This is a genomic window from Streptomyces sp. NPDC058221 (assembly GCF_042882365.1).
Lineage (GTDB): Bacteria > Actinomycetota > Actinomycetes > Streptomycetales > Streptomycetaceae > Streptomyces.
Map to the genome: position 1 here is coordinate 39,847 of NZ_JBHVWF010000028.1, position 21,902 is coordinate 61,748.

The window sequence follows — 21,902 nt, forward strand, 5'->3', positions numbered from 1 at the left end:
GCAGGGAGGGGCGTCCAGGTCCTGGCCCCGGTTCGCCGGCCATGGTGGTGGCCGGCGAACCTCTTTGTGTGCTGATGACGCCGGAACGCCAAGTGCCGTAGTCGGCTATTCGGCACACAAAGCGCTGGGCTACTCGGATGGAGCGACGGTGGCAGTCACGCTTGGGTGTACAGGACATGCGTGGAGGACGCTGTTCCTGTTGATTGGCGGGAAGCGCGGGCTTTCCTGGCCCGCCGACTCGTGGAGGACTCATGCGCTTCGCGCGGATCGTTGCAATAGCAGGTCTGACGGTGTCCGCACTGTCCATGGCGCCCTTTGTCGCTTCGGCTGACGATATCGACAGGGGTATCGAGCTGACCCCGTCGTCCGCCAAGCCCGGCGATTCCGTGTGGGCTGCTACCCGTGCGTGTGGTGATGACGCTTCTGCCGAGGGCGCCACCAATGCCTCCCCCCGCACCAGTGTGAGTTTCAAGCTGGGGCCTGCCGCTGATACCGCGGCCCTTCAGGGCGAATTCACCGTGCCTTCCGGAACGGCTTCCGGGGTGTATGACGTCGATGTCGTGTGTGCGAGCGGCCAGAAGGCCAACGCCAAGCTCACGGTCACCGTCTCCAAGAGCCAGATGAAGGGCGTTGACGCCGGTGTGGGCGGCGCTCACGGGGGGCAGTCCGAACCTGCGTACATTGCTGCTGGTGCCGTGCTCATCGGAGGCTCGGGCTTCTACGCGGCTATGCGGATGAGGCGTTCTCGATGACGGTGCAGTGACATGAGTGAGCCCCCGGCCTGAACTGTCGGGGGGCTGACCCCACCTGGATCGTTCATGAGCCCCCGTCGGTTCGCTGACGGGGACCCGTCCGGGCGACGGGCGAGGCCTCACAGGCCGACCGTGACGCTCGGAGGACGGTGGCCGGGCACAACCGTTGTGGTCATGCCCGTCACCATCGCGGATCAGGTCAGTCGCGGTCACACCTGTCCAGGGGTCGTGTCAGGGGATGTAAGACCTGAGAACTACGCTAATCCGCCATATAGGCTGATAAACAGGCTAGAAATGGGCTCGAAGATAGAGGTAAGTCGTCTTCGAGTGCATAGAGGAGCACGTAATGCGTGGTGTGGTGATCGGTGCGGTGAGCGCGGTGGCAGTCCTGGGTGTGGGGGCGGCTGTGGCAGTGCCGGAGGCCCAGCAGTGGTACGAGGGCCGGCACGAGCAGACCTCCTCGTATGCCACCGGATCCAAGGCGAAGGACGACCGTCCGTCGGTACCGCGGTGGCTGCCCGATGATGCCTCGGCTGTGGAGTACGCCATGCGCACCACGGGAGGTCAGCGGCTCCTCAAAGCCACCTTGCCGGGCGGGCGCCTCCCGGGTTCGTGCACGGCACTGAACAGAAGTGAGGCTCCGGCCCCGGAGATCAAGGCTTCCTGGTTTCCCTCCGGCGTCGCCACCAAGGCGCACAGCCGGTGCGGCACCTACTATCTCGCCCTTGACGGCCACACCTTGTACGCCTGGCAGACCAATGAGGACTGGGTGAAGGACAACAGCCAGAACAACAGGTGAAGGTGCCCGTCACCGCGGCAGTTCGCTTCGTCGTCATGTCCGTGTCCGCTCTGGGCGTGCTCTGCAGCGGCCCGCGCACCGTGAGGTTCATGTGTTCGCTTTCGCGCCAGCGTTCGGGTTTCTGACGCTCCTCTGTCTGGGAGTGCGCCAGGACCGGCGCCAGTTCCGTAATGCCGTGCTGCTGGGTCTCACCGGGCTCAGTCTGTCCATTGCTCTCCTCACCCGGATCGACCGGCTCCCGCACGGGTTGGCCATGACGCTGTACTCTCTGGTCTTTCTCGTCCCCGTCGTGGCAGTCGTCGTGCTGGGTGGCTTCCTCGTTGTCAACGGGCTGACAATGATCCGCAAGGAGGGACGCCGCCCGGCCAATCTCCTCTCCGGGCTGTCAGGATTGGCGTTGTTCGCTGTCCTTGCTCTGACTGCGAGTGCCGACTACCTCGCGGATTCGAACGGTTACCAGGCTTTCATTCTGGCCCTCGCTCTGCTTACCGGCTACGTCGCTTTCCTTTTCCTGTGTTTTCTCGCTTACGCCTGGCTCTACGGGCGGGTCCGGGTGCGCAGTGAGGTGGATTTCGTCCTCATTTTGGGGTCCGGGCTCATCGGTGGTGAACGCGTGCCCCCGCTGCTGGCCTCCCGCCTGCGCGTCGGCCTGCGTATTCACGACGAACAAACCGCGCGCGGCGGTCCAGCTCCTGTCCTGCTGACCTCCGGCGGGCAGGGGGCCGACGAGAAGCTGCCCGAGGCCGCCGCCATGGCCCAGTGGCTCCTCGACCACGGTGCGAAGCCCTCACAGGTCCTGCAGGAACCCGTATCCCGCACTACCACGCAGAACCTTCGCTTCAGTCGCACCCTGATGCACGACATCGACCCCGACTACCGGTGCGTGGTGGTAACCAACAACTTCCATGCTTTCCGCGCGGCGATGGCCGCACGTCAGGAGAACGTCCGTGGCCAGGTGATCGGCTCGCCCACCGCCGCGTACTTCTGGCCGAGTGCCACCATCCGCGAATTCGTCGCCGTGTTCTGGGAACACCGATATGTCAACCTCGCGCTGTGCCTCCTGCTCACCGCGCTGGCTACGGTCGTAGCCATGAGGTGAGGAAGTGTTCGCCCAGCACATGCTGCGGGCCACGGCGCGGCAGGCGCGGCCGGCCACGCGGATCTTTGATCACCTGGCCGGAACGGATGCCGATGCGTTGGCCCTCGTACGGGACCTCCAGCGGCTGCTGAACTCGTCGTCGCCCTCCCGGGGGAACGGTTGGCCCGGGCCCGGAACCCCAGCGGCAGGCAGCGTGTCTCACATCACGCGTGACTTCCGTGGTCTGATCACCGTTAGATGTGATGTGCCCACATCTGACATCTCGGCCGAGGCTGTCGCCTCGCCGCCTTCGGTGCCCCCGTTCCTCCTGACGCCACGCCAGGGGGAAGGCGCGCGGGAGCTTCTCTCGTACGTGGCCGCGCTCCCTGTCGCCTCCGTCGATGCGCAGCTTCTCGCGGTGGTCGTGGCCATCCGGGCCGCGCGGAGCGGCATCGGCAATCTCACCGGCACCGATCTGCGGTCGCTGCGGCTGGATGATCCGGAGCGGGCCCTCGCGGAGCTGACCGCCGCCGGGTGGCAGGTGCCGGGGGATCTGATCGGCGGGGACCAGGACAAGCCGGTCGGGATCGTCGTGCCCGGTATGACACCCGGGCCCGGTCACACGATGCCGCTGGGCAAGGGGACACGGTCGCGGGTGTCCGGATGGGCCATGCGTACGCGGATGGCCAAGCCGGTGAAGAAGACCGGGCCGGCCACCCGGCTCGCCGGGCTGTTCCTGGCCGCGCACAGTTCCTCGGAGTTCGTCGGGGAGATCCCCCCGCAGCTGCCCGCCGCCTGCCGCGCCGCGCTGCCCGAGCTCCTCGGCAAGGGATTCCTCGCCGAACTGTCCGGCGACTCCTACCGGCTCGGCCCGGCGGTGTGCCACCTCGCCGGCAGATTCCGCACCCCCGAGGAGCTCGCGGCCCTCGCGCGGCTGGAGGAGGAGCGACGGGCGGCGCGCGAGGCGGTGGCCGAGGCGGAGCCGGAGGAGGTCACCCCGGAGCGGTGGGCGGAGTGGAAGTCGGGCGTCACCCCGGCGCTGCTGCGGCATGTGGAGGCGGTGGAGCAGTGCCCGTTGTGCCGACTCCCGTTCGGACAGGTCGCGAAGGCGTTCATGTTCTCACCGGCCGCCGTTCCCGCCCCCCGGTCGGCGTTCGACGCCTACGACAAGTGGCGGGACGCGCATCCAGACTGCGGGCGGGAGGCCGCCGCGTTCACCGTGGCCTTCCGCGCGGAACACGGCCACGGCCCGTCCTACGGCCAGCTCTGCCGGGGCCTGAGCTGGAAGAAGCTGTCGCGGACGGTGCGCGGGCTCGTCGTCGGGCGCGCGCTCGCCGAGGGATGGCTGACCGACACCTCGCCGGTGCCGTGGACCCTGCGCCCGGGGAAGGCCGCGCAGGCGCAGGGGATCGTACTGCCGGGGCAGGCGGCGGCCCGGAGCACGCGCTGAAGCCGGGCCCCTTTGCGGGCGTGGGTCAGCGTTCGAGCGGAGGGAGGCCGGCCAGACCGGTCTCCGCCATGATGCGGTCCGTCGTGTCGGTCAGACTGCTGTTGGCGCCGATCACCGACTCCGCGACGCCGGGAAGCAGGTCACGCGAGCGGTACCAGGAGCGAAGCGCCGTCTCCCCGTACTCACTCACCTGGGGCTTCGTCGCGTGCCGACGGAGCGTTTCCTCGAAGTCGACGTCCAGGTAGTAGCAGTGGGTGCGGCCGCGGTGGTCCGCGCACAGCCGCTGGAGCATCGGGCCGTAGTGGTCGGCGTACAGGATGCCTTCGAGGACCACGTGGTACCCGGCGTCGAGCGAGTAACGGGTGACGGCGTCGATCAGGCCGATGTTCGCGGCGCCGGGGCGGTCGCGTTCGCGCAGAACGTTCCGCCGCAGGTTGTCCTGGCCGACGATCGCCAGGCCGCGGCCGAACCGTTCCCGGATGCCTGCGGCGACGCTCGACTTGCCCGAGGCGGAGTTGCCCCGCAGGAGGACGAGCCGGGTCCCGGCGGTGCCGGTGCTCAGGCCCGCCGCACCGGGGCCGGGGAAGTCCTGGGCCGCGTTCAGAGGACCGGCTCCCTCGCGGCACCGCGCGCGGCCAGGGCCAGTTTGGCGGCGATCAGGAGCGCCGTGACGATGCCCGTGACGAGGACGGGGGAGGGTGCGAACGTGGCGGCGAGCACGGCGAGCACCGCGACCGGGTGCACGATGTCCGCCGCGCCGCCCCAGGTGTCGGGTCGGTGGTGCAGCAGCCACACGAGCGTGATGAAGACCGCGACCGGAACCGTGTAGGCCGCTGCCGCCGCATGGTCGGAAAGGTGGCCGTGGCCGGCGGTGTGCGCGACGTTGAGTGCGAGACCGGCGCCGACGGCAGCGGCGGAGGCGAAGACGAAGTAGTGCCCGTAGCCCCAGAGGAGCGCGACGCGGAGGGTCGTGAGCCGTCGGGGGGCGTTCTGCGTGAAGTACAGCCACCACAGGGAGAAGACGGTCAGGATGCCCCCGACGACGAGGGCGGCGAGGTCGCCCAGCGCCGCGTGGGTGTCGAGGGACGCGCGTACGGCACCGGTGGCGGCGGTGATCGACTCGCCGAGCACGATCAGCGTGAACAGGCCGTACCGTTCGGCGATGTGGTGCGGGTGCCAGGTGGTGACGGCCGCCCTCTCCGCCCAGACCGGGACGGCGATCTCGGCGACGACGAGCACCGCGAACGTCGCGAGCCCGGTGTCGTCGGGCAGGGCAAGCCGTACGACCCAGCCGATCTGCACCACGAGGATCCCCACGACGTAGCGCAGGCAGGTCCGGCGCCGCTCGGGATCGGAGCGGGCCGCGCGCAGCCACTGGGCGACCATGGCGAGCCGCATGATGACGTAGCCCCAGGTGATGACCGTGAAGTCCTCGTGCTGAAGGGCCTCGGCCGCACCGGCGGCCAGCACGAGCGCGCCGGTGATCTGCACGAGGGTGAGCAGCCGGTACGGCACGTCGTCGGTGTCGTACGCGGAGGCGAACCAGGTGAAGTTCATCCACGCCCACCAGATCGCGAAGAACACCATCGCGTAGCCGAGCACCCCGTGGCCGATGCGGCCCTCGGCGAGTTCGTGCTCGAACGCGGTCGCCGCCTGCGCCACGGCGGTGACGAAGCAGAGGTCGAAGAAGAGTTCCAGCATGGTCGCGGTGCGGTGCTTCTCGTCGGCGAGGCGGGCGACCATCGGGCGATGCCAAGCGCTGTGGGGGGCGGGCTGTGAATGGCTCATGGGCCCGCATTCTTCCGCCCGGGAGCGGCGGGGAGCGGCGGGGGCTCGCCTGGGCGCGGCATCGGCGTTGCCGAAAATCGGGTGGGTGCAGCAGTAGTTGCCGAAACCGGGTGGAGCGTCGTAGGAATCGCGTGGAGCGCCGCAGTAATCGGGTGGAGTGCCGTCGTCCGGCCTGCCAGACTCCACCGCATGACCATGACTTGCGGAATCGAGAACCGCCCCGCCCGTTGAACGCCCAGGAAGAGCGCGGCGCGCTCACTCCCCGGCCCTCGCTGTACTCCTTCGCTCTGAGCCTTCACCGGGCGGAGCCCGACGGGCAGTTGCCCAGGCTGGGTTACGCGCTGCCCTGTCCTCCCGGTCCTCCCCGTCCTTTTGAGCGGAGACGTGAGGGCAGCCGAAGCTGGGTGACGACCAGGGCCGTCTTCACCGAACTCCTGGTCCCTCTGCTCCTTGCCCCCGACGCGGCACGGGCGGCCGAGCAGCTCCAGCGTCAGCTCTCCGAACTCACTCCACCGATCCGCGTACCGCATATCCACCGACTCGTCGGCGAGTTGGTCCTCGATGATGAGCAGCGGGCCCGCGCCCTCGCGCGGTCACTCACCCGTGCGGGATCGACCCCCGAGGCGGTCTGCGTCGGACTCTCCCTGCTCGTCCGGGTCGGTGAGCCGCAGGACGTGCCGTACCTCAGGATCCTCGGGCAGCTGCGCGATCTGGTCGGCCCCGCCGTGCGCGCCCTCGACGCGATCGACCGGACGGCCGGTGCCCTGGTGTGGCTCGGCCATCATGCAGAGGCGCCCGCACTGCGCGGTCTGGTCGAGGCTCTCGTGGCGGGGGATGCCGCCGCCGTCCGGTGGTGGCTGCTCAAGGCCCCCCGGGCCGCACCGGCCGTGGGGCCGGAGACGGCGCGGCGGATCGCGGAGGCGGCCGGCCCCGCCGCTCTCCTCTCGGCCGACGGGCCCGGGGCTCCCGGGCTGGCGGCCGTGACCGGGTGGCTGCTGTTCCAGATGACGAGCCGGTGCGACGGCCGGGCCGAGATCCTCTCCTTCCCGGGGGCCGTCCCCACGTACGAGGCGGTCGTGGCGCGCGCGGCAGGGCTGTCGGCCACGCTCGATCATTACGGGATCCTGCTCTCCCTGGCCCTCGACCTGCACAGCGGTCCGAGCCGGCTGCATGCGTGGGGGCCGGGGGTGCGCGAGGGGTTGCTGGAGGCACTGGACGCGGTGCTGAGCGGGCCGGAGTACCGCGCTGTCCTGCACGCCGAGGCCGGCGAGGCTCTTGGAGCTGCTGAACGGAGACGGCTGGACTGGGCCCGGCGCGCGGCACGGCAGCCGTTCAGCGCGCCCGAGAATCCGGCGCGGGGGTCGGAGTCGGAGTCGGAGTCGGCGGGATCGGGATCGGGATCGGGATCGGAGGGGGAGCCAGAGTTGGAGTCGGCGGGACGGTTGCGGGTTGAGACCGTGGTGGGCGACCCCGTGGAGGCGAGCACCGTGGAGGTCCGCTTCCTGGTCGACGGCCGCCCTCTGGTGCCCGAGTTCTTCGGGCGGGGGTCCGGACACTCCCCGGAGCGGTTGCTGGACAGCGGCAGGCTGCGGGCGACGGACGAGCCCCGGGAGGTGCAGCTCGCGGAGGCGTACTGCACCGAGGGCTGCTGCGGTGCGCTGCACGTCACGATCCGCCGGGACGGCGACGAGGTGGTCTGGTCCGACTGGCGGTGTCCGGCCCCGCCGCCGTCCCCGCTGCACACCCGCGAGATCCCCGTGTACCGCTTCGATGCCGCCGCGTACGACGCCGAGATCGCCCGCGCCGAGAACGACCACTCGTGGACATGGCCGGCCCGCAGGGTCGCCCGGCTGATCGCCGCCGGTCTGCGTGACCGGCCGGAACTGCTCGCCCGCTGGGACGTGGAACTGGACTGGGTCGGAACCGACTTCCAGGACCCCGACCGTACGGCGCTCGCCCTGAGCCACGGCCACGAGGACGGCTTCCGGCGGCAGTCCATCCGGTACATCCCGGAGGACGGCACCCCACCCGAGGACCGCGCAGCGGCCGCCCTGCACCGGCTCGGCACGGAGGATCCGAGAACGCCCGGCCCGTAGAACCCGCAAGGCGCGGTGCCCCGTCCACCGTTCGGGTGATGCGTGCGCGACGGCGGCGCGTTGGGAGGCCCGGGGAGCAGGGGGCTGCCTGCTCCCCGGCGTCGGTTGACGCGGCGTGTCGCAGGTGCCGGGTTTGGCACAGTGCCGCTCCACGATCAAGGAACGGGGTGAGCGGTGTGGCCGTTGTCGGGCAGCCCGGGGGGCGGCAGAGGCTGAGCGACCTGGCAGGCGGGGTGGGTGACGGGCCTGGTGGGGTTGGTACGTCTGGTGGGGTTGGTACGTCTGGCGGGGCTGGCGGGGCTGGCGGGGCTGGCGGGGCTGGCGGGGACCAGCTCCGGCACAGCGGCGGCGCGTGGCTGCGGGCGGCAGGGGGCGCGGAGGGGATGGGCGTGCACCTCGCCCCCGTGAAGGAGGAGCTGGCTACGGCGCACGAGGGCGTGCTCGCGGGCACGGCCGGGCTGACCGCGCTCGCGGAGCTGGGGGCGGTACGGGAGTCCTGGGAGCGGCGGTTCGAGTGCGCGCGCCGGGAGTGCGGCTCCTTGGCCGGGAGCCTGCGATCCGTCGCCGGCGCCCAGGGCAGGACCAATGAGGATGTGAAGTCCTCCTTCGGACCGGTGGCGAGGCGCACGCGAGGAGTCGAGCGGTGAGCCCGTCCCCCTCCACCCTGACCTGGGCCCAGTTACGGGATCTGCGCTGCGCCGAGCTGGAGGGCGCCGCCGACGGCTGGGGCAAGGCGAGCAACCGCGCGGACGCGGGCCGGGACCGGATCGAGAAGCAGCTGCTGAACGGCTTGCGCGAGACCCAGCACGGCGAGGCGGCGGACGCGGCGGTGGGCAGGCTGCGGCAGCTGGGCCGGAACCTGCAGTACGTGTACACGGAGTGCGGCCTCCTCCGCACGACGCTGAACAGCCTCGCCCACGAGATGAAGGTCCAGCAGCGCGCGTTGCGCGACGCGCTGGACGACGCGGAGGCCCTGCGCTTCACCGTGCACGCGGACGGCTCGGTGACGTACCCGGAGGCGGGGGAGGGCCTGGTCGACGGGAAGCCACTGCCGGGCGGTACGGCCTCGGTGGGGGCGGCGCCGGGGCTGCTGCCCCCGTCGGGCCTGGTGGCCCCGAACCCGCACGCAGCGAAGGCGCAGGACATCGCGGACCGCGTGACGCAAGCGGTGCGCACGGCCGCCGAGGTCGACTGGCAGTTCGCCGGCATCCTGCGAAAGCTGAAGGCCGAGGAGGGCCTGAAGGTCCCGGACCGGACGTGGACGGACGCGGCGGGGGACGCGGCAGCGGTACGGGACGCGGCACGCGGCTACCTGAAGGCGGCCGTCCCCCTCGACGCGAACCCGGCGACACGCCGCGCGTGGTGGGCCGCCCTGACGGACGAACAGCGCGAGGAGTACCTCGCGGTGTACCCGGACCTGATCGGCAACCTGGACGGCATCCCGTCCCTGGTCCGCGACGCGGCGAACCGAGACAACCTCCAGCTGCTGATCGGCAAGCTGGAGGGCCGGGACGATGCGAAGGCGGAGACGCAGTTGGAGGGGCTGCGAGAGATCGACCGGCAGTTGCGGGCGGGCGGACAACCCCCGATGTTTCTGCTCGGCATCGGGGACGAGGGGAACGGGAGAGCGATCGTTTCGTACGGGAATCCGGATACGGCGCGAAATGTTTCGGCTTACGTGCCGGGGTTGAATACGTCGTTGGACGAGGATTTCGCTAAGGGTGACCTCAAGCGAGCTAGGGATACCGCCATCGGGACCCAGATGCACGACCCTTCGAGCGCCGCGATTGTCTGGCTCGGTTACGACGCACCTCAGTCGCTGGACGGCCTGGATAGTCTGGATGTGATGGGAGACGAACGAGCGGTGAAGGGCGGAGGGGCTTTTAACGGTTTCATGAGTGGCATTTCGGCCACGAATGAAAACGAGCATCCTCACATGACAGCGATTGGCCACTCGTACGGATCGCGCACTGTTGGCGCTGCTACGCAGCAGGGGGAGGGGATTCCGGGTGTCGATGACATCGTGTTAGTCGGAAGTCCAGGTGTGGGGGTTGACCGTGCAGAGGATCTCGGGGTGGGCAAGGGGCATGTTTTCGTGGGTGCAGCAGAGAATGATGTCGTGACCAAACTCCCATCGAAACAGCAGAGTGTCGCGGGTGCCGTTGGGTGGGCCGTTGCCGGGCCTTTCGGTGCCCACGTTCTCGGTGACGCAGCTGACCAGGGGGATGACGATCTCTGGTTCGGTAAAGACCCGGCAAGCAGCGCATTTGGGGCGAGGCGCTTCCCTGTGGATGAAGGGCCACGGCTTATTGGCAGTCAGGGGCTCTCCATCGATGCGCATTCTCAGTACTTCGACCCGGATCGCGACAACTCATCGGCTAACAGCATCGCTCTAGTTGCAGCTGGGCAATCGCAGAGACTGAAAGCTGAGGAGTATCGGTGAATTTTCGTCTTTCGGTGTGCGTGCTGATGCTCACTTTGTGCGCATCGCTATCCAGTTGCATTCATGATGGGAAGAGGACGGACTTGGATATGCAAGCCGCTGCAGAGCGAGCAGATGAAATTTTGGATGCGACGTTAACGAAAATTAAGCCTGTCGTTCAATGGGCCCATGGTCCGACGACCGCGGGGGCCTATGATGTAACGCGCCGACGGTCAGTGATGACCATTGTGTCAGACGAACGTCGCGGAAGCTTCTTGGGTTTGGTGGAACGAGAGTGGCGCAAGCATGGCTACAGAATTAAGGGGGTTAACAATGACCGCTACTCGCCTGCGATCTACGCTCAGACGGGAGGTGGGTTCGGCGTGAGTCTGATCTTCGGAGGAGGCCAAGCCTTCTTCGAAGTGGACAGCCCATGCGTGGAAGAGTCCGAGGTGGCCGAGTCGACGACGCCGCCCAATGGACCGTCCTACGAGGGCACCTACCCGCTGCCCCGCCCCAACGTCCACGACGACTTCTGGTCCGCCGGAGCGTCCTGATGGGCGGTCAGTGACCCCGATGACTCGTACACACCGTCGAAACCGCCCATGAACCCGTCCCCGATGGGGGATGGTTGATGGGTGCGGAAATTCTGGATGGCAGGTGGGATCGGCGTCGGGGCCGCCATGTGCTTCGTGGCGCTGCTCATCGTCGGTACGTACTCCGCCGCCGCCGGCCTGGGGGGCGGCGCCGGTGGGGCCGTTGGGCTGGCCAAGGGGGCCGTGCCGGCCAAGTACCAGCCGTTGGTCGAGAAGTGGGGCAACCTCTGTCCGGCCCTCAACCCCGCACTCCTGGCCGCACAGCTGTACCAGGAGAGCGGCTGGAACCCCAGGGCCGAGAGTCCGGCCGCCGCGCAGGGCATCGCGCAGTTCATCCCCGGGACCTGGGCCGGGCACGGGATCGACGGGGACAACGACGGTGACCGGGATGTCTGGGATCCGGCCGACGCGATTCCCTCCGCCGCGTCGTACGACTGTGAACTCGCCGGATACGTGAAGAAGGTGCCGGGGGATCAGACGGACAACATGCTGGCGGCCTACAACGCCGGCGCGTACCGGGTGATCAAGTCGGGCGGCGTCCCGGGCATCTCGGAGACGCAGAACTACGTCAAGATCATCCGTTCCCTGGAGGAGAGCTTCGCCCGGCCCGTCGGGCGGGTGCAGCCTTCGCAGCAGGCGGCAGGGGCGATCTACTACGCGCAGAAGAAGCTCGGCACCCCGTACCTGTGGGGCGGCAACGGCACGGCGGAGCAGGGCGGGCGGTTCGACTGTTCGGGGCTGACGCAGGCCGCGTACCGGACGGTGGACATCGAGCTGCCGCGGGTGGCGAACGACCAGTACAACGCCGGACCGCATCCCTCACGTGACGAGCTCCTCCCCGGTGACCTGGTGTTCTTCTCCGACGACCTGAACAACTCGCGGGCCATCCACCACGTCGGCCTGTACGTTGGCGGCGGGTACATGATCAACGCCCCGTACACCGGTGCCGTCATCCGGTTCGACAAGATCGACACGCCCGACTACTTCGGTGCGACACGCGTCACCAAGGACGGTGCCGCGGCCCTCCCGACCGCGCAGCCGGCAGCCTGACCTGCGGGCGGCCGTGGCCGGAACTCTCTGTGAAGCCTGGGCCCTGAGCTGCGACGATGAGTCACTCTTCGATAACGTCATGGTGATCATTCGGTGGAGAGTGGAACGTACGCACGGAGCGCGTCGTTCTCTGGTTGGACCGGGGCCGCAGCCACTGACCGAGCGTCGTCCCACGTACGTGATCGAACCGAACACGGGGGTTCGTCAAAGCGGTGCACATGGGCGTGTGCCGCAGAAGCAGCAGACAAGGCAAGGGGCCGCGGCAGATGGCTGGACTCGCAATGGATGGGTCGAACCCCGATGTCGGCCTGCTCTACGACATCAACGGGCTCGCCAGGTCAGCTCCCACGTGGTTCGACCGGGTCATGGAGTTCATCGGCGAGTACGGGATCATGCTCGGCATGGTCCTGGTGGTCCTGTGGTGCTGGTGGAGTGTCCGCCGGCGCGGCACGGCCGAGGACTCGGTGACCGGCGTCGCCGGGCTCGTCTGGGCGCCGCTCGCGGCCGGGATCGCGTTGCTGATCAATATCCCGATCCGCGGATTCGTCGAACGGCCGCGGCCGTTCAAGGACCACCAGGGGCTCGATGTCCTGGTGGACGGGAAGAACGACTTCTCGTTCGTCAGTGACCACGCCACGATGGCGATGGCCCTCGGCGTGGGGCTCTTCGTGGCGAACCGGAAGTTCGGCATCGCGGCGATCGCGCTCGCGCTGCTGGAGGGTTTCTGCCGGATCTACATGGGCGTTCACTACCCGACGGACGTCATCGGCGGCTTCGCTCTCGGTACGGCTGCCGCGCTGCTCCTCGCTCCGCTCGCGATGATGCTGCTGACGCCCCTGGTGGGTGCCGTCGCACGCTCTCCCCGGCTGGGCCGGCTCGTGCGGTCGCGTCGGCCGCTGTCGGCGGCAGGGGACGGAGACCGGGGCGAGGCGCGCGGGATTCCCGAGCCGCGGCCCGGTTCGGGCGGCGGCTCGGAGGGCGAGAAAGGCCTCGCGGCGTAAGAGCGTGGGGCCCTGAGAAGCCCTGGGCGGCGGTGGCGCAGCCGGTGTTCGCCGGTCGCACCGCCCGCCCCCCGCCTCACACCCCGGCGGGCGGTCGTTCTCAGAGCGACTGCGGGAACGTGAAGAACGCGTCCGGGTCGTACTGCTTCTTCACCTCGGCGAGGCGGCCGGCCGCCTCGCCGTAGTAGGCGTCCCGCCAGTCCGTCAGTTTCGGGTCGACGTAGTTCTGGTACGCCGCCCCGGATGCGTAACGGCGCAGCGCGGAATGGGTGTCTTTCAGCCAGTTCTGTTGTGCGCTGCCCGAGGTGCCGGGGCGCCAGGCGCCGATGTACTGGGCGAGCACCCTGGAGCGCCGGTGGACGAACGCCGTGGCCTGCGGGTCGACCCGGTTGATGGCTCCGCCGAGCGCGGTGAGCGCGATCGATCCGCCGCCGCCCCCGTCCGTGCCGAGTCGGGTGAAGGCCTCGGTCCGGTCGAGCAGGGCCTGGACGCCGGCCGGGGGCAGCGAGTGGTCGTAGAAGTCGGACGCGGCCGCGTACGTCTCGCGCTGGAGCGTGCCCTGCGAGGTGCGGCCGGGTGTGGTGCCCGGCAGATGGCACTGGGCGTCGGTGATGCCCGAGCAGCCCGCGTACACGAGCATCGCCTCCTGGTAGCTGCGGCGGCGCAGCGAGACCGAGGAGGCGGGGGCGCCGATCTTGTCGGCGAGGCGGTCGACGGCGTTCTGCAGATCGCCGTACGTGCCGAGGCTGAATGCCGAGACGGAGACCGTCGGGTTGCCGCCGCCGGGGCCCGCCGCGATGTGTGCGGAGGACCAGATCTCGTCCGGCTGGTCGGGGCCCCACTCCTGCCAGGCCGTGATGACGGACCGGGCGCGCGACCACGGCCAGGACATGTACGCGGTGACGGTCCGCGGCGCGGGGCGGGTGCGGAAGCGGAGTTCGGTGACGACGCCGAAGTTGCCGTTGCCCGCGCCGCGCAGCGCCCAGAAGAGGTCCGGGTGGTGTTTGGCGTCGGCGGTGACGGTCTTGCCGTCGGCGGTGACGATCGTCGCGGCGGTGAGGCTGTCGCAGGTCAGGCCGTACGCGCGGGCGGCGACGCCGTGGCCGCCGCCGAGGGTCAGGCCGGAGATGGCGACCGTGGGGCAGGAGCCGCCGGGGATCGTCTGACCGTGGGCGGCGAGGCCCTGGTAGACGTCCAGGAGCCGGGCCCCCGCGCCGATCGTGCCGTCCTTGTCGACGCGGGACAGTGACGAGACGTCAATGACGAGCCGGCCGTCGCCGCTCGACCAGCCGGCGTAGGAGTGCCCGCCGCTGCGGATCGCGACGGGCGTGGAGCTGCGCCGGGCGAAGGCCAGGCACTCCCGGATGTCGTCCTCGTGCCTGACGTAGGCGACCGCGGCCGGCTTCTGGCCGTCGTAACGGGTGTTGTAGAGCTGACGCGCGGTCGGGTAGGCCGCGTCGTCGGGACGTATGAGGGACCCGTCGAGGCTCTTGGCCAGCGCCGGCCAGTCGGCCGGGCCGGAGGTCGCGCTGCCCGACGGGGCCGCGGAGGTGCCGGAGGCCGTCGCCGTGGCCGGGGTGGAGCCGCCGGTGGGCGTGCCGGATCCGGTGTCGTCGCAGGCGGTGGCGGTGACGCCGGTGAGTACGGCTGCGGCGCCCGCGGTCAGGACGGTGCGCCGGTTCGGCAGGGTCATCGGGCCTCCGGGGTGGGGGAACGGTCCTCGTGGGGAAGGGGCGGCGGCCGGTCAGGACGCTGCGCGGTGGGCCTCGGCGTCTGCGCGGGCCCGGTCGCGGGATCTGCGGGCCGGTCCGGACCAGCCGCAGGAGCAGCGGGCCGTGCAGAACGAGCCGCGCTCGACGGTGGTGGGTTCGTGGGCGGACCGGGCCGGCGGGACGGCCGGCGGGACCTCGGCGGTGTGTTGGTCATACACGCGTCCACGGTACTGGGCGGGGCCGTCCGGCGGTGAGGGGCGGGTGAGCGGCGTTACGGGGGACAGGGGCCGTCGTTATCGGAACGGGTGGGGGGCTCGGGCAAGCGGTACGGCTTTGGGGGTTGGCAGGCGATGGTGGTGCAGCAGCACAGATCCGGAGGCGGGGCGCGCGCTGTGTGCGCCCTCGCCGCGATGGGCGTGATGGCGGCGGCCGCCGGGTGCTCGGGTGGTGGCGGCGACCGGGCCTCGGCCGACGACCGTTCCGGCGTCGGGGCCGTCGAGACGGTGCGGCGGGCGGCGGGCGTGCTCTCCGGGACGGGGTCCGGCAGCGCCTCGCCCTCGGCCCGGGGGAACGGGGCCGGGGCCGGGACCGCCGAGGTGAGTACGTCGATGGAGACGGCCGCGGGCGGGACCCGGGTGACGATCAGGGGCAAGGGGACGTACGACTTCCACGCCCAGTCCGGGCGGCTCAGGGTCGTGCTGCCGCAGGACCCCGCGGGCGAGGAGGAGCACCTGCCGATCACGGAACTGCTGGCCCCCGGTGCGCTCTACATGATGAACCGCGGCGCGGGCGTCCCCAAGGACAAATGGGTCAGGATCGACACGACGGCCCTGGCGGACGGCAATCTGGTGACCGGTGGGGTGACCGATCCGATGGCCGCGGCCGAACTGCTGCGCGGGGCGCGTGCGGTGACGTACGTGGGCGAGAGCGACCTTGCCGGGGTGACGGTGCGGCACTACCGGGGGACCACGGACATCGGGCGGGCCGCGCGGCAGGCGTCGGCTCCGTCACGGGGTGCGCTGATGGCGGCGGCGAAGGGGTTCAGCACGGACACGGTGCCGTTCGACGCCTATCTGGACGAGGAGGGGCGGCTGCGCAAGGTGCGGCACCGGTTCAGCTTCGCCAACGAGGGGCCCCCGGTCGAGGTGGTGTCGACGACGCTGCTGTACGGGTTCGGGGTGCGGGTCTCCGTACCGATGCCGGCCGAACGCGATATCTACACCGGTGAGATCGACCAGGGGCGGCGGACGTGACCGCGGCGGACGGGCCGGTCCCCGGGCCGGGCGTCCTAGGCATCTGGCTGAGGCGAAATGGTCCGTCCGTGCCATGCGCGGTGTGTGGTGCGCTCCCTACCCTAGGAAGTCGGCGACGGCAGTGAGAGGTGAGTGACGTGGTGACGCTCAGCGCACGGACCGTATCGGACCATGTGGCACTCGCCGAGATCGAGCTGTGCGGGGAGCTGATGATCGCGGCCTCGGCGGCGATCGGTGAACGGCTCAGTCCGGACCGTATCGACGAGGTGCTCGACGTCAAGGTGATCACGGAGCGGGTCACAATCACCGAACGCACCACCGTCCCCCGGCAGGGAGACCGCCGGGGGTGACGGGCGCGGGGCGGCAGGGGGCGCGGCGCCCTGCGGCGCGTCAGTCGTGAGACCTCCGACTCGGCGGCGGCAGCAGCAGCACAGGCGCACGCGATGGCGGTGCGGGTGACCGGGCTCAGGTGCGCAGCAGCCGGGCGATGGCCTTGGTGGCCTCCTCGACCTTCGCGTCGATCTCCTCGCCGCCCTTGACCGCAGCATCGGCGACGCAGTGGCGCAGGTGCTCCTCCAGCAGCTGGAGTGCGAAGGACTGGAGCGCCTTGGTGGAGGCCGACACCTGGGTGAGTATGTCGATGCAGTAGACGTCCTCGTCGACCATGCGCTGCAGGCCGCGGATCTGGCCCTCGATACGGCGCAGGCGCTTGAGGTGCTCCGCCTTCTGATGGTGGTAGCCGTGTATTCCCCGGTCGTGGTCGGTGACGATCGCGTCCGCGGGAGCCGTGGCGTCCGCCGGGGTCGCGGCGTCCGCGATGCCCGGCGGCCGGTCCGCTCCGGTGGCCTCGGTGGTGGTCATTGCTGCCTCCCGTTTTCCCTTTACCCTGCCGTTTATATACCCCTGGTGGGTATATCCTAACGAATTCAGCTGAAACGTGACCGGGGCCCCGTGCTGATCACTGTGCCTGATGCGCGACACTGAAGAATGCCGGTTAGCCGTGGCCGGATGATGCGCCTAGCATCAGCCTGACCGAATCCAAAGCATCCCGAGGACCCCACGTGCGCTTTCGTCTGACCCCCAGGGAGACGAGCTTCTACGACATGTTCTCCGCATCTGCGGACAACATCGTCACGGGCTCGAAACTCCTGATGGAACTGCTCGGGGCGGATTCTGCCTCCCGAGTCGAGATCGCGGAGCGTATGCGGGCAGCGGAGCACGCGGGGGATGATGCCACCCACGCGATCTTCCACCAGCTGAACTCCTCCTTCATTACGCCGTTCGACCGCGAGGACATTTACAATCTCGCCTCGCAGCTCGACGACATCATGGACTTCATGGAGGAGGCCGTCGACCTGGTCGTGCTGTACCAGATCGACGAGCTCCCCAAGGGTGTCGAGCAGCAGGTCGAGGTTCTGGCACGGGCGGCGGAACTGACCGCCGCGGCCATGCCGAATCTGCGGAGCATGGACAACCTCACCGAGTTCTGGATCGAGGTCAACCGGCTGGAGAACCAGGCCGACCAGATCCACCGCAAGCTGCTCGCCCAGCTCTTCAACGGCAAGTACGACGCCATAGAGGTGCTGAAGCTGAAGCAGATCGTGGATGTGCTGGAAGAGGCTGCCGACGCGTTCGAGCACGTCGCGAACACGGTGGAGACCATCGCGGTCAAGGAGTCCTGAACCACGTGGACACCTTTGTACTGATCGTGACCATCGGCGTCGCGCTCGGCTTCACGTACACGAACGGCTTCCACGACTCGGCGAACGCCATCGCCACCTCGGTCTCCACCCGGGCGCTGACCCCGCGTGCGGCACTGGCCATGGCGGCGGTGATGAACCTCGCCGGCGCGTTCCTCGGCAGCGGGGTCGCCAAGACCGTCAGCGAGGGCCTGATCGCGACGCCCGTGGGCGACAAAGGGATGGGAATCCTCTTCGCCGCGCTCGTCGGCGCGATCATCTGGAACCTGATCACCTGGTACTTCGGGCTGCCCTCGTCGTCCTCCCATGCCCTGTTCGGCGGCATGGTCGGTGCGGCGCTCGCGGGCGGGACGCTGGTGCACTGGATGGGCGTGCTCGACAAGGTCGTCATCCCGATGTTCATCTCGCCGGTGATCGGCCTGGTGGTCGGCTATCTGGTGATGGTCGCCATCATGTGGATGTTCCGGAAGTCCAACCCGCACAAGGCCAAGCGCGGTTTCCGGATCGCGCAGACGGTCTCGGCCGCGGGCATGGCGCTCGGGCACGGTCTGCAGGACGCGCAGAAGACGATGGGCATCGTGGTGATGGCCCTGGTCATCTCCGGCCACGAGACGTACAGCGACCCGATCCCGGTCTGGGTCAAGCTCGTCTGTGCGCTGATGCTGTCGCTGGGTACGTACGCCGGTGGCTGGCGCATCATGCGGACGCTCGGCCGGAAGATCATCGAGCTGGACCCGCCGCAGGGGTTCGCCGCGGAGACGACGGGCGCCTCGATCATGTTCGGCTCGGCGTTCCTGTTCCACGCGCCGATCTCGACGACGCATGTGATCACCTCGGCGATCATGGGTGTGGGTGCCACGAAGCGGGTGAACGCGGTGCGGTGGGGCGTCGCGAAGAACATCATCCTGGGGTGGTTCATCACCATGCCGGCCGCGGCGCTGGTCGCTGCCGCGAGCTACGGGATTGTCGTCCTGCTGTTCGGGTGACGGTGGTCGTGGGGTGCCGGGTGCGCCCGGCGGGCGCTTTGTCCTCGATCGCCGGACGGGTTGAGAGATGTCCTCGATCGCCCGACGCGCTCGATTCGGCCTGATCTTCTTGATGTGGGTCCGCCCCGCTCTCCTTCCGGAGAGCGGGGCGGACCCTTTGCCTTGTGGTGGCACCGCCATGCAGCACCCCAAGGCCGTCCGGGACGGTCAGCCGAAGCGGCCGGAGATGTAGTCCTCCGTGGCCTGGACCGACGGGTTGGAGAAGATGCGTTCGGTCTCGTCTATCTCCACGAGCTTGCCGGGCATGCCGACCGCCGCGAGGTTGAAGAACGCCGTGCGGTCCGAGACCCGGGCCGCCTGCTGCATGTTGTGCGTCACGATGACGATCGTGAAGCGCTCCTTCAGCTCACCGATCAGATCCTCGATGGCGAGGGTCGAGATCGGGTCGAGGGCGGAGCACGGCTCGTCCATCAGCAGGACGTCCGGCTCGACCGCGATCGCGCGGGCGATGCACAGACGCTGCTGCTGACCGCCGGAGAGGCCGGATCCGGGCTTGTTCAGCCGGTCCTTGACCTCGTTCCAGAGGTTCGCACCGCGCAGCGACTTCTCCACGATGTCGTTGAGGGCGCTCTTGCGGTACTTGCCGTTCAGCCGCAGGCCCGCCGCGACGTTGTCGAAGATCGACATGGTCGGGAACGGGTTCGGGCGCTGGAAGACCATGCCGACCGTGCGGCGCACGGTGACGGGGTCGACGCCGGAGCCGTACAGGTTCTCGTCGTCCAGCAGCACCTTGCCCTCGACGCGGCCGCCGGGGGTGACCTCGTGCATCCGGTTCAGGGTGCGCAGGAAGGTGGACTTGCCGCAGCCGGACGGGCCGATGAAGGCGGTCACCGAGCGGGGTTCCACGGTCATCGAGATGTCGTCGATCGCCTTGTGGGCGCCGTAGTAGGCCGAGAGGCCACTGATGTCGATGCGCTTGGCCATCTGAATCACTGCTTTCTGCTGGCCTCAGCGGCCGGTCTTCGGGGCCTTCCAGCGGGCGATGCCGCGGGCCACCAGATTGAGGATCATGACGAAGGCGATCAGGACCAGGGCGGCGGCCCAGGCGCGGTCGTACGACGCGGTCTCGCCGATCTTGTACTGCTCGTAGATGTAGAACGGCAGTGAGGACTGGGCGCCTTCGAAGGGGTTCGGGTTGATCAGCTGACTGCCGAAGACCAGCAGGATGATCGGTGCGGTCTCGCCGGCGATACGGGCGATGGCGAGCATGACGCCGGTGGCGATGCCGCCGATCGCGGTCGGCAGGACCACCTTCAGGATGGTGCGCCACTTCGGGATGCCGAGGGCCAGGGACGCCTCGCGGAGCTCGTTCGGTACGAGCTTCAGCATCTCCTCGGTGGAGCGGACCACGACCGGGATCATCAGGATCGTCAGGGCCAGTGCGCCCATCAGACCGGAGGGTTCGAGGCCTGCGATCAGCATGATCGAGAGGATGAACAGGCCGGCCACGATGGACGGGATACCCGTCATCACGTCGACGAAGAAGGTGACGGCCCTGGCGAGCGGCCCCTTGCCGTACTCCACCAGGTAGACCGCGGTGAGCAGGCCGAGCGGGGCGGAGATCACCGTGGCGATGCCGACCTGCTCCAGCGTGCCGATCAGCGCGTGGTAGACACCGCCGCTGTCCTCGGACCCGAGGACGCCGGCCATCGAGTGGGTCAGGAAGTAGATGTCCAGGCGGCCCGAGCCGCGGCTGACGGTCGTCCAGAGCAGCGAGGCCAGCGGCACGATCGCGATCAGGAAGCACACCCACACGAGACTGGTGGCGAGGCGGTCCTTGGCCTGCCGCCGGTTCTCCACGACGCTGGTCGCGACGTACGAGATCACCAGGAAGAGCAGCGCGGCGATCAGGCCCCACTGGACGCGGCTGTGCCAGCCGGCGGCCGCGCCGATGCCGACGCCGAGGGCGATCGACACGACGGCGAAGCCGAGCGGGGCCAGGCGCGGGAGCGTACGGCTGCTGAGGCTGTTGCCCGGTGCGGGCGGCAGCGGCGTCGGGCGGTCCTGGACGGTGGTGGATGCGTGGCTCATGCGTTGGCCCCCGAATACTCCTTGCGGCGGGCGATGATGAGCCGCGCGGCGCCGTTGACCAGCAGGGTGAGAACGAAGAGGACCAGGCCGGAGGCGATCAGGGCATCCCGCCCGAACGCGTCGGCCTCGCCGAACTTCGCGGCGATGTTCTGGGCGAACGTCCCGCCGCCCGGGTTGAGCACGTGCAGCGAGATCAGGAAGCTCGGCGACAGGACCGTGGCGACGGCCATCGTCTCGCCGAGCGCGCGTCCCAGGCCGAGCATCGAGGCGGAGATCACGCCGGAGCGGCCGAACGGCAGCACGGAGAGGCGGATGACCTCCCAGCGGGTGGCGCCGAGTGCGAGTGCGGCTTCCTCGTTCATCTTCGGGACCTGGAGGAAGACCTCGCGGCTGACGCTGGTCACGATCGGCAGGATCATGATCGCGAGCAGGATGCCGACGGTGAAGAGCGAGCGGGCGACGCCGATCTCGGTCTTCTCGAAGATGTACGTCCAGCCGAAGAACTGGTCGAGCCAGAGGTTGAGGCCTTCGAGGTACGGCACGAGGACGAGTGCGCCCCAGATGCCGTAGACGATGCTGGGCACCGCGGCGAGCAGATCGACGACGTACGCGATCGGGGCCGCGAGTCTGCGCGGTGCGTAGTGCGAGATGAAGAGGGCGATGCCGACAGCGACCGGAACCGCGATGACCATCGCGATGATCGAGCTGACGACGGTCCCGAACAGCAGGACCGCGATGCCGAAGACGGGAGGGCTGCCTGCCGGGTTCCAGTCGAAGGTGGTGAAGAAGTTGCCTTCGTCCTTCGAGATGGCGAGGGCGGCGCGGTAGCTGAGGAACACGGCGATCGACGCCATGATCACGAGCAGCAGGATGCCCGAGCCCTGTGACAGGCCCAGGAATATCTTGTCGCCGAGGCGACCGGTCGGCCTGCTGCGGGCGCGCCCGCCCGGCCGGGCCGGTGGTGTCTGCGTCTGTGTGGTGGAAGCCATGGTCTTTCCGGTCTGTGTGGGGGAGCGGGGGCTCCCCTGGCGGCGGTGCACCGGATGGGGTGGTGGGGGCCGGCCGGTCCGTTGAGATGAACCGGACCGGCCGCCTGTTGCTGTGTTTCTGCGTCTGCGTCTGCGTCTG

The 21,902-nt window shown here is 69.3% G+C and carries 22 protein-coding genes; 14 read left to right on the top strand and 8 right to left on the bottom strand.

All coding sequences use genetic code 11. The features are described 5' to 3' along the window. Positions 1-251 precede the first annotated feature (251 nt). From ACFVW8_RS12380 to ACFVW8_RS12395, 4 genes are all read left to right on the top strand, one after another. A complete protein-coding gene (locus ACFVW8_RS12380) occupies positions 252-752 on the top strand; it encodes a hypothetical protein (RefSeq protein WP_389688863.1) in 501 nt (166 codons plus the stop codon). 346 nt (positions 753-1,098) lie between these two features. Further along, positions 1,099-1,551 carry a hypothetical protein gene (locus ACFVW8_RS12385; protein WP_389688865.1) on the top strand — a complete coding sequence of 151 codons (453 nt, stop codon included), beginning with the start codon at positions 1,099-1,101 and terminating at the stop codon, positions 1,549-1,551. A 91-nt stretch (positions 1,552-1,642) separates the two neighbouring features. Then, on the top strand, positions 1,643-2,650 hold the full coding sequence (locus tag ACFVW8_RS12390) for a YdcF family protein (protein WP_389688867.1): 1,008 nt from the start codon (positions 1,643-1,645) through the stop codon (positions 2,648-2,650). Between the two features lie 244 nt (positions 2,651-2,894). Beyond that, on the top strand, positions 2,895-4,079 hold the full coding sequence (locus tag ACFVW8_RS12395; RefSeq protein WP_389688869.1) for a hypothetical protein: 1,185 nt from the start codon (positions 2,895-2,897) through the stop codon (positions 4,077-4,079). A 25-nt stretch (positions 4,080-4,104) separates the two neighbouring features. On the opposite strand, the gene ACFVW8_RS12400 is transcribed toward ACFVW8_RS12395, so the two are convergent. Both ACFVW8_RS12400 and ACFVW8_RS12405 read right to left on the bottom strand, forming a co-directional pair. Then, complete coding sequence (locus ACFVW8_RS12400; protein ID WP_389688949.1) at positions 4,105-4,641, bottom strand: kinase; 537 nt, start codon at positions 4,639-4,641, stop codon at positions 4,105-4,107. A gap of 38 nt (positions 4,642-4,679) precedes the next feature. Beyond that, positions 4,680-5,867 (bottom strand): low temperature requirement protein A, encoded by a 1,188-nt coding sequence (locus ACFVW8_RS12405; RefSeq protein WP_389688871.1) that lies wholly within the window; start codon positions 5,865-5,867, stop codon positions 4,680-4,682. Between the two features lie 404 nt (positions 5,868-6,271). Between ACFVW8_RS12405 and ACFVW8_RS12410 the strand changes: the two genes are divergently transcribed. The 6 genes from ACFVW8_RS12410 to ACFVW8_RS12435 all read left to right on the top strand — a co-directional run bounded on the left by ACFVW8_RS12410 (position 6,272) and on the right by ACFVW8_RS12435 (position 13,032). After that, positions 6,272-7,963: a hypothetical protein gene (locus ACFVW8_RS12410; RefSeq protein WP_389688873.1), complete on the top strand. Its 1,692-nt coding sequence runs from the start codon at positions 6,272-6,274 to the stop codon at positions 7,961-7,963. 383 nt (positions 7,964-8,346) lie between these two features. Then, positions 8,347-8,610, top strand: a complete 264-nt coding sequence (locus tag ACFVW8_RS12415) for a hypothetical protein (RefSeq protein ID WP_389688875.1) — start codon at positions 8,347-8,349, stop codon at positions 8,608-8,610. Then, positions 8,607-10,406: an alpha/beta hydrolase gene (locus ACFVW8_RS12420; protein WP_389688877.1), complete on the top strand. Its 1,800-nt coding sequence runs from the start codon at positions 8,607-8,609 to the stop codon at positions 10,404-10,406. The genes ACFVW8_RS12415 and ACFVW8_RS12420 overlap by 4 nt, the downstream gene beginning before the upstream one ends. A gap of 26 nt (positions 10,407-10,432) precedes the next feature. Further along, the gene (locus ACFVW8_RS12425; RefSeq protein ID WP_389688951.1) at positions 10,433-10,942 is read left to right on the top strand and encodes a hypothetical protein; all 510 of its coding nucleotides are present in this window, start codon (positions 10,433-10,435) and stop codon (positions 10,940-10,942) included. 96 nt (positions 10,943-11,038) lie between these two features. Further along, positions 11,039-12,031 (top strand): NlpC/P60 family protein, encoded by a 993-nt coding sequence (locus ACFVW8_RS12430; RefSeq protein ID WP_389688879.1) that lies wholly within the window; start codon positions 11,039-11,041, stop codon positions 12,029-12,031. A gap of 266 nt (positions 12,032-12,297) precedes the next feature. Beyond that, positions 12,298-13,032: a phosphatase PAP2 family protein gene (locus ACFVW8_RS12435; protein WP_389688881.1), complete on the top strand. Its 735-nt coding sequence runs from the start codon at positions 12,298-12,300 to the stop codon at positions 13,030-13,032. Between the two features lie 100 nt (positions 13,033-13,132). On the opposite strand, the gene ACFVW8_RS12440 is transcribed toward ACFVW8_RS12435, so the two are convergent. Then, positions 13,133-14,725: an FAD-binding oxidoreductase gene (locus ACFVW8_RS12440; protein WP_389688883.1), complete on the bottom strand. Its 1,593-nt coding sequence runs from the start codon at positions 14,723-14,725 to the stop codon at positions 13,133-13,135. A 51-nt stretch (positions 14,726-14,776) separates the two neighbouring features. Continuing rightward, positions 14,777-14,962, bottom strand: coding sequence for a hypothetical protein (locus ACFVW8_RS12445; protein ID WP_389688885.1), 186 nt, complete (start codon positions 14,960-14,962; stop codon positions 14,777-14,779). A gap of 132 nt (positions 14,963-15,094) precedes the next feature. Here ACFVW8_RS12445 and ACFVW8_RS12450 point away from each other — a divergent pair, with 132 nt between their 5' ends. Beyond that, positions 15,095-15,997: a hypothetical protein gene (locus tag ACFVW8_RS12450; protein WP_389688887.1), complete on the top strand. Its 903-nt coding sequence runs from the start codon at positions 15,095-15,097 to the stop codon at positions 15,995-15,997. 137 nt (positions 15,998-16,134) lie between these two features. Further along, on the top strand, positions 16,135-16,347 hold the full coding sequence (locus ACFVW8_RS12455) for a hypothetical protein (RefSeq protein WP_389688889.1): 213 nt from the start codon (positions 16,135-16,137) through the stop codon (positions 16,345-16,347). A 115-nt stretch (positions 16,348-16,462) separates the two neighbouring features. Here ACFVW8_RS12455 and ACFVW8_RS12460 read toward each other — a convergent pair whose 3' ends face one another. After that, complete coding sequence (locus tag ACFVW8_RS12460; protein ID WP_389688891.1) at positions 16,463-16,858, bottom strand: metal-sensitive transcriptional regulator; 396 nt, start codon at positions 16,856-16,858, stop codon at positions 16,463-16,465. Between the two features lie 200 nt (positions 16,859-17,058). Between ACFVW8_RS12460 and ACFVW8_RS12465 the strand changes: the two genes are divergently transcribed. After that, positions 17,059-17,679: a DUF47 domain-containing protein gene (locus ACFVW8_RS12465; RefSeq protein ID WP_389688893.1), complete on the top strand. Its 621-nt coding sequence runs from the start codon at positions 17,059-17,061 to the stop codon at positions 17,677-17,679. Positions 17,680-17,684: 5 nt separating this feature from the next. Next, positions 17,685-18,683, top strand: coding sequence for an anion permease (locus ACFVW8_RS12470; RefSeq protein ID WP_389688895.1), 999 nt, complete (start codon positions 17,685-17,687; stop codon positions 18,681-18,683). A 207-nt stretch (positions 18,684-18,890) separates the two neighbouring features. Here ACFVW8_RS12470 and pstB read toward each other — a convergent pair whose 3' ends face one another. Genes pstB through pstC form a run of 3 tightly spaced genes read right to left on the bottom strand, consistent with a single transcriptional unit; the run spans position 18,891 to position 21,763 of the window. Next, positions 18,891-19,667 (bottom strand): phosphate ABC transporter ATP-binding protein PstB, encoded by a 777-nt coding sequence (pstB, locus tag ACFVW8_RS12475; protein ID WP_389688897.1) that lies wholly within the window; start codon positions 19,665-19,667, stop codon positions 18,891-18,893. Between the two features lie 24 nt (positions 19,668-19,691). Next, entirely contained in the window at positions 19,692-20,774 is a 1,083-nt protein-coding gene (gene pstA / locus ACFVW8_RS12480) for a phosphate ABC transporter permease PstA (RefSeq protein WP_389688925.1), read from the bottom strand. Next, complete coding sequence (gene pstC, locus ACFVW8_RS12485; protein ID WP_389688927.1) at positions 20,771-21,763, bottom strand: phosphate ABC transporter permease subunit PstC; 993 nt, start codon at positions 21,761-21,763, stop codon at positions 20,771-20,773. Before pstC ends, pstA begins: the two co-directional genes overlap by 4 nt. Positions 21,764-21,902 lie beyond the last annotated feature (139 nt).